Here is a 14016-nt window from a genome sequence, read left to right as displayed (position 1 = left end):
TTTACTTCTGTAATTTATGTTTATCAATATTTTCCAACATTCTGGTGACGGTTTCATTGGATATAAGCCCCACTATATTCATGTTTTTAAGGATGCTAATTACTTGAAATAAGAGTATTGGAAGTAGAATTGCCTCACTTAAAAAACTAGCAAACGGGAAGCCTTTTTCTATCACTAGCACCGTGGCCAATAATCCCCAAAAAGCTACCAGCCGAAAGACGGACTTAAACGTTTTTTGGGTTTCAAAATTCTTAAGATACAGCGCTTTTGCCATCCCAAACACGGAGTCCAAAATCACCACAGCCGCAATAGCCAAAAACTGGTATTTATGGTCCAGTAAATGGGCTATTAGATCTGATAGGATTGCTCCTATAGAGAAAGTGGCGAGGGTAAGGGTGGTTTGGTTAGGGGTCATTTGCTTAATAATTATCTACAAAAGGTCTTTTTTCAACTCCTTCAAATTGGCCTATACCATGCACATACTGCCAATCTTTTTGCAGAATGTCCTCCACTTTTCTTCCGCTCACATCCAAATCTTCGATGAATGTTCTATAAAAAGCCGCACCTGTGGGGGTTCCAACATTAGAATTAAACAATCCGAACTTATCCGCAGGAATAAACCCAGAAGACACAACACTTCCATCGCCTATGAAGTTTTTATTTAAATAAACCTTATTTTTTTGACCAGAGGTGAATTCTATTGCAAATTGGAACAACTCCCCTTCATTAATCGGTATTTGGTATGACCCCCCCCCAAATGTAGGAGTGAGAGTGTTATAGGTTATGTTGCTCCTGATGTTTTTAATAGAATAATCACCACCCGACACTGATCTTACAAGCTCGTTATTGGTGTCGTCTGCATTTATCTTTCTTCTTGCCCAACCAACCCATACACAATGCGGTTGATTGTTAACAAGATAACTCATTAGATCGGCAGCATTGAAGTACAGTCCTTGATTTTTGTTGACAGGGAGGTTTGGATTTTCCAAAGTAAATCCTTTACCATCTGTTAACGTTAGATCTATATCTGAGATTAAATTAACGCTTCCAGTTGTTGTTATACCTAATGGAATTGATGACTCTCTAGAGAGGTCGTATACTAAAGAATCTTTCCTAATGTTGAAATTATTAAGTGAACCCCTGTTCGAGAAATCGACATGAAAGAGCGTACCATTAACTACAAGAGCATCTCTATATAATTTTTTAGCTCCAGATGGAGCTGTTGTTCCTAATGATTTAATTACTAGTGTCATAGTGTCTGTGTTTAATTGTTTATATTATTTGATGTGTTTGTTAATTTCAGGGCTTCGCTTATACACAAGAACAGCCATCTTGTTGCATCTGTCGATTGCTTTACCGTGGCCTCCCTCAGACCACTTCCCCACTCTAGTGTGTAGAATAATTTACCCTGATCTCCATAATAATTTAGCGGATATGGTGGTACATCCCAAGCAGGCCCTAATTTTTCAAAATCCGAAAGTGAGAAAATTGAGGCATATTCTTTTATATTATCATAAAACTCTAAAGATCTAGGTGTTTCTAGAACTTTTGGATAACTTAAATAGTGATCCCTAGCAGGGGAATGACAATCAATAATAAAATCAAAATACTCGACGTCCGTTATTGACTTTAAGGCTCTGTTTTCGGGAAGAGAAAAAGGCATAGTCCCTTTTTCGTCATATACTCCATACTTAAAAACATCTCCCTGCTTAGATGTGAGAGTTGGTGTAAATGATTCCCAGTTGTAGTCTGCGTTTCTATTTGCATCTACCCACACTTGCAATTCACCCGTACCAGATTCATCACCTAAATCATCTGGCGCATCTACTATTATGGTGTTACCGTTAACCACTTCTTTTATAGTGTAAGCATTCCTAGGGAGTCCTACAGTGTCGGAAGTTGCCATTATACCTACAGTAGTCTTCCCTTCCAAACCTAACGAGGAAGTAAAGTAGGTATTGACGTTAAAGTATGTTGATGGAAAACTTAACTCATCTAATACAATTGTTACCTCGGATCCATTTTTTATCCAAGAAACAGGTATAGGGTCTGTCTCTGCGCTAGTTCTAGAGCCAAAAGGTCGCTCGCTCCAAGAGAGAGAATTTGGACACCTAACTGGAATAACCGTAAAATCTACATACCTTCTAAAATATTCTAATACGGGGCTTGTTGTCCAATCCTCGGTTATTATCTTCATAACCGAAAACAAGTGCTTTATATACATTTTTTCATTAGCATGTGTACCTGCCATCAGTAGCACCCTGTGTAGGGGTTTCCTTGGCTTAAAGTTATACCTATATATAGGCTTATCACCTGCCCCTGACCTACCTATCTCTGCTTTGGTTATATAAGGTTGAACCTCTGGGTTAGTGGGGTTGTCATTTACTAGTGAATCCCAATTTTCTATACATAAGTCATAGTCTATTAGCCACGAAGGATCCACTTCAACATTGAATGCTTCCTGAACTGGTGGATTATAAAATTCGCTTACATATTTAAGCTCTTTTGGAGGGACTTCTTCTCTGGGTGTGGCTTTGCTTTGAACGTATATAATATTTCTATAAAGATCTACTAAAGCAAAGCCTAAATCAGGTCTATCGATTTCTCCAGAATCTTTGACAAATAAATTTTCTGGATTATTTACAGTACTTTTTATATTGAAGTTTAAAGCTAAACCATCTTTATCCACCGTTACACTTTCTATATCAGGCCTATCAAACTCCTCGCCCTTTATAATTTCCTTCGACAAATCATTTAGTATATTGAGGTTTTCATCTACACTAATAATTTGACCATATATTTTAGCTAGATCAGGTCTGTCTACATTAAGAAATTCTTTTCCTTCATTCAGTAAGCGTGGTGCGATTTCTTCTTTATATGTATTAAATCCTGAGTTTACAACCACTTTCGAATAATTATCACCTTGCTTTACAATAGTAGTGGCTCCTTCGCTTAAATCAACAACCAAGCCGCCTGCATTGGCATAAGTACCGCTTTCTGTAGCAGAGTAATACCCATCTTCCGTAGGTGTGTCAGCAATAGCAAGCGTGCCTTTAAAGCCACTCACCGCACCATCAACCTTACCATCTACATCATTTACTTTCTGGTCAATAGTCTCAGCTAAATCTTTTAAAAAATTATCGTTGTCAATAAGCTTTTTTAAGTTGGTTCTTAGTCCAGCGCCTTTACCGTCTCCAGGAACAGTTCCTAATCCTATTTCGTCACTATATGCCATATTAATCTATATCACAGGTTACATCGTCACGGTCGCAAGTGATTGCTTCCGTGTCCGATTTTAATAAAAATACTTTGGTGCCTACGCCTTGGGAAAGCACGCTATAAACGTTTATCATATTACTAAATTCAATAATTTGACCATTTTAAAATAGGACAGATTTTACATACCAACGAGACCTTTTGTTTTAATCAACGGATCCACTTTTGCTACTTCTGGAGTAGTGTACTCTGGGAAGTCGGCTGTGTTTTCTTTTATGATATTTAAGGCCATTTTTAAATATTCCTCACCTTCTATTTGTTTGGATTTCTCGGTGTGTTCCAAGAAGTCGTTCCCTTTTGTATTGCTGTTAGACCCCGTGGTTTCATAAGGCAATAGATCAAACCTCATGTGCATTCCAGCTGCATCCATCACAAAAAGGCCGTTGTATACCGTCTTCATGATCGTGAAGGCCACAATGGATTGCTGCAATAGTTTCTTTACTTCTTTTCTGGTCTCCTCGGTTTGGTCTGACTTTAAATCACGCAATAGAGCATCCCCAATAACAGGTTTAATGAACTGGTCCTCGACCACCTTTATATTTGGGCGGAGTGCCAAAAAGGTTTGGCGACTATTAAAAATATGATAGTAGCTGTTGAAGGTTGCAGTGTCTTTTACGAGCAAATCCTTGTACACCGTATAACTTGCAGATGTGGTCCATGGCTCAAATTTTGCTGCATTCTCTTCCATGAAGGACAAGAGGTCGTCCAGAGCTTCATGGCCACCTCGCAAAAGGGAACGTTGCAATTCTTTAAACTGCTTATCGGTTGCAGTCTTGGTGTTTTCGCTATCTACGGTGTAAAAACCGTTGTCGCTAACTTGTAAAGCGCCAATGGGCATGTGCAAATAATAACCAAAATTGGCCACGGCCTCCTGTGCTAATGCTAGGGCCTCCCGTATAATAGGATCTGTAACTTCTGCCTCAAAGACTGCCAGTTGTGCCGTGCCAATAAATGGTTTTAAATAATTTCTTTCGGCCTTCCTAAGTGCCGGTTTAACATTGTCTATATCAATTGATCCGTTAACGGATAAATATTCCTGTAATGTTGGAGTGTTTTTTATGATCATATCTGTGCAGCTTTTTGGGTGCCGGTTGGATTCTTATCTAAAGTCGTTAGTACGGTGTCTTCAAAGGCTCCGGACAATGTTTGGTCCCAACCGTTGTATTCCTGAATAAATTCAAATGGCTCTAAAGTGGTGTCTCTGTTCGTCTTCATTAAGGCCGACAGGATAAACCATGCCTCGCGCTTATCTGATCCGGAACCTGCTCCCAATTTCCCTCCTGGTATTCCTGCACCAATCAAAGAAGGATCTACACCAATAGCGGTTAAAATCTCCTGATTCCCTGCCGATGTATCGTCCAAATAGGCGCCATCCTTCAGTTTGTTGTCTACAGCTGTAATTTTTAGTCCAGGCAAAGGCTGTCCGTTGTCATCTTTGTAAACAATAGACATAATACTTTTGCCCGCATTTTGGGAATCCCTTAAGGTAGAATCTAGTTCTTCTACAAAATTGGTTCTTATTTCTTGGCGCTTCTCTGGTGTAAATGTTTGCCAGTCCTCCTTATATTTTCGGTCAAAATATTCTTCACTGACCTCAATTAAGAATTTAATGTTCAACTGGTTCTCCAGGAACGCTTTTTTGAATTGTGGAATACTGTTCGCAATATCCAACCATCCGCTATTTTCCACAGATTGCCATTCGGCCTTAGGATAGTAACCTTCATCTACCAATGGGTAGAATATTGGACGCACAAAGTTTTGAATCTTATGCTTCTTGCAGTGCTCCCTTACTTCATCGGCAGACCAATAACTGTCTATTAACGGGACCTTTGCCACGTATTTTGAAGTAAGTTCTGGGTCTTGCCCCCATTTAGATGAGATGTATACATTTTTGATAAACCCCGTTTTTTCGTCCATCAATTCAAAACGGCATTCCGCTGTTTTTTGGCGCTTAGCCCTTGTAATCTTGGAGAAATCCTTGCTTAAAACATACTCAGGGAAGCCAATAGCGAAATATTCCAAATCCGTGATGGTTTCCTTATGAAAACGCTTCATTTGGTTGCGTTTAAAGAAGTTGTGTATCTCTGGGTATTCGTGAAGGCATTTTTGCTCTACGATTCGCTTGCCTTTTTCGTGCTTTTCGGAATATAAAATGAATCCAGAACCATAGTGTGCTTTCCTAGAAACACGCAAACCGGACAGCGCAGCACTGTTTTTGCGGATTTTAGCCAAGATTTTCTGCGGAAAGTCGTTGTTCTTTCCCCAACTGGCTACAAGGCCAACGGAATCTTCGGTGTAAATCTGAACGCTAGACACTTTGGAATCTGTTTTTTTTGCAGAAGCAAAGGAAACCAACGCCTTGGTGTCTCCTCCTGTAATTGCTATATCGCCATGGAATACTGTACTCATTAGTAGGTGATTTTTTTACCGTTAATGGAAATGATTAAACGGATGTGTATTTTTTTAATATCTCCATTTTGCAGCTCTAGATTTCGGGTTCTATTGGAAAAATGGTTTGGGTTTTTTGAGACAGAATCTATAGACTGAACGGCCTTTAACATATAAGATTCTCGGTTTTTTACGGGTTTGGGTCTCCTTTTCTTTACCTGATCATACGTGTAAAGTTTGCCGCCAGTCTTAGAATTTCTTTGTAGTGATCTAAAGGTTATATCGAAAGGAAAGGCATTCCCTGCCTTATCCTTTCGGTCTATGATTTCGATAGCCTCCTTTAAAGAAATTGTTTCTTTCATATTGCTAAATTCGGCCTCTTCCCATTTTTAAAATAGGACATAAAAAAAAGCAGTGTTACAGTATCAAAATGGCGGTATTTTACTCGGATACCATCATTTTTTCTGTAGGAAACGCCTATTTTCTTGCTATAACCCTCATTTTTTTGCGTATAATCTCATTTTTAAAAACACAACTACTTGCATTACAATTAAATAGCTATCAAAAAAAGCCCTGAAAATATCTTTTTCAGGCTTGTGGTACGACGGCCCCTAAGCAGAACGACAATTGCCGTGTCGGTTTTTAGCGATATATGAAATTTTGTTTTGAAATTTTAAACCGTCACCGGCAGATCCCAACGCTCTCTCTCGGGCTTCAATAAGTCTTTGTACAAAGCATAGATTGGTATGTCAAAGGCATCCGGTAGGTGGGTGGTATGCTCCTGCTTCATGGATGCATTGCGCTCATCCTTCTTTACCTTCTGCACTCCGTTAGGACCTTCGGTTGCTTCGGAGCGTTCCAGACCAATGATAAGATCTGGATTGTTTTGCTCGTTGATCTCTATACCAGGATAACGAGAACTACTTCCCTTCAGCATCATATTGAGCAAAATGTACTTATCGTTGTGCGGAGCTACCGGCTTTCGCTTGCTCTTGTCGTAGACCGTCCATCCTTTTGCTTGTAATAGCTTTACCAGTCTGTCTCCATAGGTTTCGTTGGTTCCCTTCATCACCTTGGCATTGCCATCATGGCCATAATAAAGATGCACCCTTTTAGATGGCAGCGCGCTGTAGTAATCGTCAAAATCATTCACCAGGTCTTCTACGTCTTGAGGCTGTTTGGCCCACATAGATTTTAGTACCCGGTATTTGTTGGGCAACTGCTGACTGATTACAGCAGAAAGGAATACACCCCAGTCAATGGACAATATCAATGGACGGCCCTTGTCTATATCATTGTCCTGTCTGCAGTTGAAAGAAGCCTGAGTATAACTTCCGGTGATGCTCTCCAGGTACTCGTTGTCATAGTCTGTATAGTAATGTTTGTCAGCCTTTAACTGCGGATAGAAGCCGTTAAGGATCTCCTTGGGTCTAATATTCAGTATCTCCGCATTGTAGATAAGATCCGAAGGGGATTCGTCCTTCATCTCCTCGAACCATTCTTGCCTAAGATTTAATTTATTGATAAGAGCAGATGCCTTTATAAAGGCGTACTTCTTAGGACGCTTCTTGGCTACTTCTTCCATGTCCGTGAACCAACGGCCCTTTTTGGTTAGCGGAGTAGACGAAGCATATATCTCGGCCCCTAATAGACTGGCCTTTTCAAATCTTGCTTCCTTGGCCCTGTTGGTAGTCTTTACGTTGTTGAACAATTTCTCGGCATCGAACAGAGCGGCTTCATCGCCCAAAATACCAAAGGAGTTAAGACCACGGCCACTATTGGGATTGTCTAACGATACCAGCTGAAAGATGGCGCCATTGCTAAAATGTATAATGTTATCCCACTTGTCTGGCGGATAAATGGGTTCTGCAAAGCCAAAACGAGCGCCATTCTTCCCTACCACATAGTCATAACCTTCATGTATGCCAAGAATAGAAAGACCTTTCTTGGTCGAGGGCAAGGTACGCGCCAATATCTGTTGGTAAGTAGAACCGACCAACGCAAAGGAGGCACCCGGCATTTGCTTCACCATCTCCTTCATAAAGAAGGCAAGTATAAAGGACTTGCCAGTGCCTCGCCCCCATTCCAGATAGATCTTTGTTTTCTTTAATACCGTCACGGCCAATACTGCAGCTAATTGGGCAGCGTTTAAAACAACTTCTTTGTAGCGACTAATTTTTCTCATTACTTATTTTCACTTTCATTATGAGCATCCATTTCGGCAAAGTCACGAGCTGGAGAACCATACTCTAAATCTTCATCTTCTACTTCTTCATGGTCCACGTCCTCTACCTCTAGGGTATTTAAATCTATTGTTCCGCCCGTCAAGGCCTTTAGGATAGCATCGGACACTTCTTTTGGGACCGACATTTTAATTGGTTTGTTCTCTAGCTTCTCAGGGTTGAAATTGATAGAATTTTCTTTGTCAACTTCAGCATATTTACCCATAAGCTCCAGAGCCTTCCCTATAGATTTTAGGTCTTTTGCTTTCACAGCCATTAGTAAGAATTTATGGGAATACTCCAAAAGTATAGCCAGAGAACCATCCCTATCTGCTTTCATAACATTGCCAAACAAACGTTCGGCATTTTTTAAATCTCTATAAGCTTGAGCGCGACTGATGTTGTATTTTTCCATCAATACATTGGCAGCCTGCTCCCTAGAATGCCAATTTTGGCGCAAAGCAAAGGCTGACAACCAACGGTCTTTTAGTTCCGTTTGCTTCTCTGTTAGTGGGTATTTTGCAGCGTCTTTATAATAGGCGTAAATCTTATCAAAGGAAGAGTCGCCTGTTTTTATTGTGGGTAAGTGTTCTATTGCCATAGTACAAACATGGCAATAGTCAATAGGCTAGAATAGGACAGAAAAAAAGCCCCTAGAAAGAGGCTTTTTTTATATTAGGGATATTTTATTAGAAGTTTTTTATTTCAGCTTCAACCATCCGCCAATAAGCTTTAGTCTGAACAATCATTGTTGTTAAATCATCAGAATTGCCTTTAATAGTTGGGTTTGTTTGCTGCACTTCGTTAACGCAAATTAATGCTAGTTTTTTAGACAATTCAGTTTTTTCTTTAGATTCCCAACCCTCTAATAAAGGCAAGAACTCCCATATTAATTGTTTAGCTTTTTCTTTTGGATCCATATCATTCATCTAATAACTGAAAATTCAAACCACGGCCAGTATCAACTCTATCTAAGCCTTTAAATGTTATAATGGTTTCATTTTTAAAACGAATGGAGCTATTGGAATTTTTCAATAATTCCAATGTTTCTTGCGCTACCTCCGTAACTTCTTCAAACCAAAAATTATTATCTGTAATTGTCATGCCTAAATTTAATCAATTTCCAAGAGGCACCAAACAAAATCTAAGCTGTCCTTTTTTTGAGGAGTATATCCAAGCTGACCAAGTAACATTTGAAGATCGTAATCATCTATACAACCTACAGGGAAAACTTGAAAGAGAAGCTCTAGAATAGCATGGTTATTCAATTGCAGTTCTGGCTTGGTATTATTTAAAGTGCCAGGGCAATAATTCGCTTTTATAAAAGCTTTAATTTCTAATGTCTTATCTATCATAATTTATGAATTAAGGCAGGCGCTGTCAGGCTCACTCAAACCAAATAGGCAGGGTAAAACCCCGGGACATTACTGTACACCGACACCTGCCTATATCTATATTAATAGCGTTCATTAGTATTTGTTTGAGTGATTCGACGCTTCAAATATACTATTTATCTAAATATATACGCCATTCAATTTCGCTCAAAGATTTACCGTTCTTTTTAACTTCAAATTCCAAATCATTATCTAACATATAACTTATCCATCGTCGAATATCTACATCGGCATAAATTGGATCTAATTCCATACCGTAACAGTTTCTCCAAGTTTGCTCACAAGCAATTAAGGTAGAGCCGGATCCTAAAAACAAATCACCCACAATATTCTTTTGTTTAGAACTGTTTTTTACTATGTACATTATAATTTCCAACGGCTTCATTGTTGGATGATCTCCATTCCTTAGAGGTTTATCAAACTCCAGTACAGTAGTTTGTTTTCGATCGCTATACCATGGATGGGCAGCCCCCTCTTTCCATCCGTATAAAATAGGCTCATGTTTCCAATGATAGTCTTGACGCCCCATCACCAAACTATTTTTAAGCCATATTAAACATTGAGCAAGCTTGTATCCTGAATCTTTTAAGGCATTTCTAAAGTTTGCTCCTTCACTATCTGCGTGAAAAACATAAATAGACGCTCCTGGTTTAGCGTTTAGAAAAGTTTCTTGGTAAAACATGTACAGAAAAGTATAGAAGTCGTCATTAGACATCTTATCATTCTGTATGGTAAGCTTTTCTTTGGTACCTCCCTGGTAGTTTACATTGTATGGAGGATCCGTAACCACAAGATCAAATAATTCTCCGTTTAAAAGAGTTTTGTAATCTTCGGTATTGGTACTATCGCCACAAACTACACGGTGTAATAAGCCTTTTTCCTTGCTCGACAGCTCGTAAACATCTCCAAAAATAGTAATAGGCGTTTTGGCAGGTGTAGGATCAAAATCCTGTTCTTCTTCCTGTTTAAAACCAGATGGCACTACATCCTCAGGGAGCTCTATGTTATTAACATCTAAACCTAAGTCCATTAAATCAATATCAGCAAAACACTCTTCTAATATCTCAGTATCCCAATATCCAACGGACACATTCGATACAATATTATATTCTTTGAACTCCTGTTCTGTCATAGCTCGGTTAGGGACACGAACATCAATTAATTCTTCTCCACGACCCAAAGCCATAAGAACCTTAACCCTTTGATGACCAGCAACAATAATGTTTTCGGTATTAATTACCGGTATTTCGGCTAGGTTGTATTTTTCTAAACTGTTTTTAAGCTTTTCTAAACGTTCTGGTGAAATTTTACGAGGATTGTAGTTATACGGCACCAGGTCCTTTACAATTCGCTTTTCGGTATGCCATTCTAATGGGGCTAAAATATCTATCATTTATTATTGATCATTTCATTAAGTTGCTGCAGCTCTAATTGATGCTGCATTAATCGTTCTGTTGTTTTTTGTAATTGCGTATTGGTCTTGGTTTGCTCTGCCAAAGGCAAATTGGTAGCTAGTTTTTTATGATATCCCTTAATTCGCCCTTTTAGCTTGGTAATAGAAGACCGCTTGTTTAGTTGGCGCTTCACCAGTTGTGCAGGGGTGAGGCTATTGAAATCCCTAGGCGATACATCCAACACCACCTTATGTTCTATATAATAGCTAAGAATCTTTTGGGCTTCCTCTATGGAATCGAACAAGTTTTCTATCTGGAGACACAGTTCCAAGGCCACGCCTTCTTCATCTGGGTGCAGGTCGTTTAGTTGTAGTTTTAAGGAGATAGCGGTTTGGTAGTCAGATCGCTGTTTAATCGCCAACGGGTGCAATTCTAACGGCAACTGGTTAAGCCGGTAAAAATGCTGATTGCTTTTTTTTGCCTCAGAATTAACCTGTAGGTTAACTTTTGGCTGGGAATTGTCTTCAACCATGGACAGAACCGGTGCACTCTCCGTCCGGTGCTTCTCCAGTTCGTACTTTAATTTCTCCCTATTTCTAGGGCTATCTTTTAAACAGAACAGCCGCACCAAGTTTTTGCTATGCCCTTTTAAGGTAGCATAAAGGGAAATTCCCTCTTCATAATCGCAGCCGTTTTTAAACCAATTTTCTATTTCCATAGTACAAACATGGCAATTGTCAATAAGCTAGAATAGGACAAAAAAAAGCCACCCGGATACAAGGTGGCTTTTACATATAAAAAATATAGGTTAACTATTCAAAACAATCCAATCGTCCGAAAGAACATCAGACGGCGATGGAGACCACCCACATATAACATTGTCGGGATAGACCATAGCAAATTGATCTCGGTATTTAATGGATTGATAGGAGCAATTAATCGTATTGTTTTTTTTTCGTTTCAAAAACTCATCCTTTACAGATTGTGGTAATGATGTCATTTTAGGAACAATATCCATTGGTATCTGGCTTGGCACCTGCATAAAAACAAACAGCCCTTTTCCAATCCAATCTTGTCTACACACTCGCTCTCCTTGTTTTAAAGCTTCGTTCGCTTTTGCATAACTTACTGTTTTCATTTTTACTTTATTTAAACTATTATCAATAATTAATTCCGCGCTAAAATCAAGATCAGCACTAAATTCGGTTTTCGTTTTTTCCTTGTGGTCTGATCCTGTAACAGCCACAGCACTCATATTAAAACCTAACACGAGAGCAAAAAGGAATAGAATTTTTAATTTCATAGTGTAAAAATGACAATTGTCAATTTTTTAAATTAGGACACAAAAAAGCCACCCGGATATAAGGTGGCTTTTAATCAAACAATCAAAAAAAGGAACAAGAAAAGCTATACAGTAGGCATTAGGGTAATGTCTCCTTTATAAATTGGGGCATCGTACATTTGTTTGTCCTGGACAACAAAGGTTGTTGCATTTTCACCTTCTACAGTACCGTCTATTTTAGAGGTACTTTCTATCACAGCCGCAGCATATTTTGCAGAGCCAATTTGGCGAACATTGCCAGAAGCAAATTCTTTACCAAGAACAATAAGGTCTTCGCCTTTTACATGGCGTTTAAATCCTAAAATCTCAGCATCGGAGCCTAACATCTGGAACGTCATTTTATTCTCCTGTACCGGAGAAGGTTTGTTGCCAAGTTGGGCGGTCTCTAGAATTACGGATTCCTGAATAGCCTTCACCTTGGTAAATCCAAACCCCACTTTAAAAGTGTGAGGAGCAGAGATCTCTACCAATTCTGCCAAGGTAGTAGCGGCATCCGTACCATATTTGCCTTTAGGCTCCGTTAGGGTTTCAAAATCCCTAAGCAGACCTACATAAATTTCGGTGTGCGAAAACGCTCCGGAGACTTCCGAAGCGGCTGCACCAATAGTTTCTACTTTTATAGCCATGGTCTATTGTTTTTTAAGGTTTGGATGTTTGGATTTAATAAGGGCCGTCATAAGCTCCTCATTTTTCACCGCTTCTTCAGCCGTGTATTTAACCCCCTTAAAACGTATGGCTTTACCTGTAAGCTTGTACACTGCCTTACCTTTTTCATAGGTAACCGCTTCAGGATCTTCCGCAGCTTCTCCCAGAGCATTTATTTTGGCCTCTTGGGCTTCAATAAGTTCGTTGGCCGTGGCAAGTTCATTGGCAAGCTCCTTGTTTTCTGCCTTTAACAAAGAATGCTCTGCAATCTTAATAAGGTCTTCTATCTGTGGGTTGGTAGCGCCATCAGGAACTTGAATACCAAGTTCCTGTGCGCGCTTTAACAATTGTTCTTTATTCATATCAGAAGTAAAGTTTTATAATTAATAGATTAAACCCATGTAGCTACGTACACAAGCTCGTTGTAGCCGAAGCCAATTCCTTCCCACCAATCGGTCATCAAGAATACTTCTCGTTTGCTTTCCTCTACTCTTGGCTTCTTCATTCCGTTCTGTCTTCTTAAATAAAGAAGATTCGTTTCTGGAGTGGCGAAGAAATACTTTTCTCCTGCCATAGACGGCAAGCCTACCAACTCGCAAGTAGAGAAGTCTACTACTGGTTTTTCTGGATTGTAGTTCACATCAGAACCGTGCGTATTACGCTTGTCTTGGTGGTACCAACGTAAAATTTTTGGATCGCAATAGAAGCGCATTTTAGTCCCTTCTAACAACGGATCAAAATTATCTACGAATTCCTCTACCATATCAAAGGCATTGGTTTTAGATACGGGAGCAGACAAGGTTACAGACTGCATAGAGCTATCAGATACACCAGCATCTAACAATTTCTTAATTCCGTCCAAACTTCCTGCAGCGGTTCCCGGTGTTCCTGGTGTAGGAGCAACATAACTACCTTTAAAGTAAGCCTTCAACTCCATATCGCTATGCAACTGAGGAACTACTTCTTTCTCTAACATATACCTAACGATAGGCCATTTGGCGCGCTCTTGCTCATCCAATGAGCTTAAGAAGCCCAACCAAGATCCTTTTACATCGTCTGGGTAAAGGCCAAGATCTATCTTGATATTTCTAAGCGGAATAGAATTTGGCTTAAACTCAATATCGCCCTTAGCGGTAAACTTCTTTTGAAACTGCTGTACAATCTCCCCCAAAACAACATTGGAAAACTTGTACAACTCCCCATCGTGCACAATTGGCTTGGCGTAGGAGGTGGTCACTGATTTTTGACGAATAGCGCTTAAAAGCCTGCTTTCGTTCTGCCCTTCTGGGTTGTAGTAGCCTCCAAATTGGCTTACTAAGTCTGTTTTTTCTATAGACATTTTAGATTGGTATTAA

At 39.5% G+C, this 14016-nt stretch carries 17 protein-coding genes; all 17 read right to left on the bottom strand.

Features of this window, described 5'->3' with window-relative positions:
• Position 1: 1 nt before the first annotated feature.
• Positions 2 to 415, bottom strand: coding sequence for a phage holin family protein (locus HCG49_RS17055; RefSeq protein WP_168470726.1), 414 nt, complete (start codon positions 413 to 415; stop codon positions 2 to 4).
• A 4-nt stretch (positions 416 to 419) separates the two neighbouring features.
• Positions 420 to 1253: a hypothetical protein gene (locus HCG49_RS17050; RefSeq protein ID WP_168470725.1), complete on the bottom strand. Its 834-nt coding sequence runs from the start codon at positions 1251 to 1253 to the stop codon at positions 420 to 422.
• An 11-nt stretch (positions 1254 to 1264) separates the two neighbouring features.
• On the bottom strand, positions 1265 to 3235 hold the full coding sequence (locus tag HCG49_RS17045; RefSeq protein WP_168470724.1) for a hypothetical protein: 1971 nt from the start codon (positions 3233 to 3235) through the stop codon (positions 1265 to 1267).
• A gap of 162 nt (positions 3236 to 3397) precedes the next feature.
• Positions 3398 to 4342 (bottom strand): DUF6712 family protein, encoded by a 945-nt coding sequence (locus tag HCG49_RS17040; protein WP_168470723.1) that lies wholly within the window; start codon positions 4340 to 4342, stop codon positions 3398 to 3400.
• Positions 4339 to 5685 (bottom strand): phage portal protein, encoded by a 1347-nt coding sequence (locus tag HCG49_RS17035; protein ID WP_168470722.1) that lies wholly within the window; start codon positions 5683 to 5685, stop codon positions 4339 to 4341. Before HCG49_RS17035 ends, HCG49_RS17040 begins: the two co-directional genes overlap by 4 nt.
• Positions 5685 to 6026 (bottom strand): hypothetical protein, encoded by a 342-nt coding sequence (locus tag HCG49_RS17030; protein ID WP_168470721.1) that lies wholly within the window; start codon positions 6024 to 6026, stop codon positions 5685 to 5687. Before HCG49_RS17030 ends, HCG49_RS17035 begins: the two co-directional genes overlap by 1 nt.
• Positions 6027 to 6337: 311 nt before the next feature.
• Complete coding sequence (locus HCG49_RS17025; protein WP_168470720.1) at positions 6338 to 7849, bottom strand: terminase large subunit domain-containing protein; 1512 nt, start codon at positions 7847 to 7849, stop codon at positions 6338 to 6340.
• Complete coding sequence (locus HCG49_RS17020; protein WP_168470719.1) at positions 7849 to 8487, bottom strand: hypothetical protein; 639 nt, start codon at positions 8485 to 8487, stop codon at positions 7849 to 7851. The genes HCG49_RS17025 and HCG49_RS17020 overlap by 1 nt, the downstream gene beginning before the upstream one ends.
• An 88-nt stretch (positions 8488 to 8575) precedes the next feature.
• Complete coding sequence (locus HCG49_RS17015; RefSeq protein ID WP_168470718.1) at positions 8576 to 8806, bottom strand: hypothetical protein; 231 nt, start codon at positions 8804 to 8806, stop codon at positions 8576 to 8578.
• 1 nt (position 8807) lies between these two features.
• Positions 8808 to 8990, bottom strand: a complete 183-nt coding sequence (locus HCG49_RS17010) for a hypothetical protein (protein ID WP_168470717.1) — start codon at positions 8988 to 8990, stop codon at positions 8808 to 8810.
• An 8-nt stretch (positions 8991 to 8998) separates the two neighbouring features.
• Complete coding sequence (locus HCG49_RS17005) at positions 8999 to 9241, bottom strand: hypothetical protein (RefSeq protein WP_168470716.1); 243 nt, start codon at positions 9239 to 9241, stop codon at positions 8999 to 9001.
• Between the two features lie 151 nt (positions 9242 to 9392).
• On the bottom strand, positions 9393 to 10673 hold the full coding sequence (locus tag HCG49_RS17000; RefSeq protein ID WP_168470715.1) for a DNA modification methylase: 1281 nt from the start codon (positions 10671 to 10673) through the stop codon (positions 9393 to 9395).
• Positions 10670 to 11392 carry a hypothetical protein gene (locus HCG49_RS16995; RefSeq protein WP_168470714.1) on the bottom strand — a complete coding sequence of 241 codons (723 nt, stop codon included), beginning with the start codon at positions 11390 to 11392 and terminating at the stop codon, positions 10670 to 10672. Before HCG49_RS16995 ends, HCG49_RS17000 begins: the two co-directional genes overlap by 4 nt.
• Before the next feature lie 90 nt (positions 11393 to 11482).
• Positions 11483 to 11977, bottom strand: coding sequence for an MW1434 family type I TA system toxin (locus tag HCG49_RS16990; protein WP_168470713.1), 495 nt, complete (start codon positions 11975 to 11977; stop codon positions 11483 to 11485).
• A 104-nt stretch (positions 11978 to 12081) separates the two neighbouring features.
• Complete coding sequence (locus HCG49_RS16985) at positions 12082 to 12642, bottom strand: hypothetical protein (protein WP_168470712.1); 561 nt, start codon at positions 12640 to 12642, stop codon at positions 12082 to 12084.
• A 3-nt stretch (positions 12643 to 12645) separates the two neighbouring features.
• On the bottom strand, positions 12646 to 13023 hold the full coding sequence (locus HCG49_RS16980; protein WP_168470711.1) for a hypothetical protein: 378 nt from the start codon (positions 13021 to 13023) through the stop codon (positions 12646 to 12648).
• A 29-nt stretch (positions 13024 to 13052) separates the two neighbouring features.
• Positions 13053 to 14000 (bottom strand): hypothetical protein, encoded by a 948-nt coding sequence (locus HCG49_RS16975; protein WP_168470710.1) that lies wholly within the window; start codon positions 13998 to 14000, stop codon positions 13053 to 13055.
• Positions 14001 to 14016 lie beyond the last annotated feature (16 nt).

The sequence above is a fragment of the Arenibacter sp. 6A1 genome (assembly GCF_012272855.1).
Taxonomy (GTDB): domain Bacteria; phylum Bacteroidota; class Bacteroidia; order Flavobacteriales; family Flavobacteriaceae; genus Arenibacter.
This window is presented reverse-complemented; position numbering and strand designations above follow the sequence as displayed.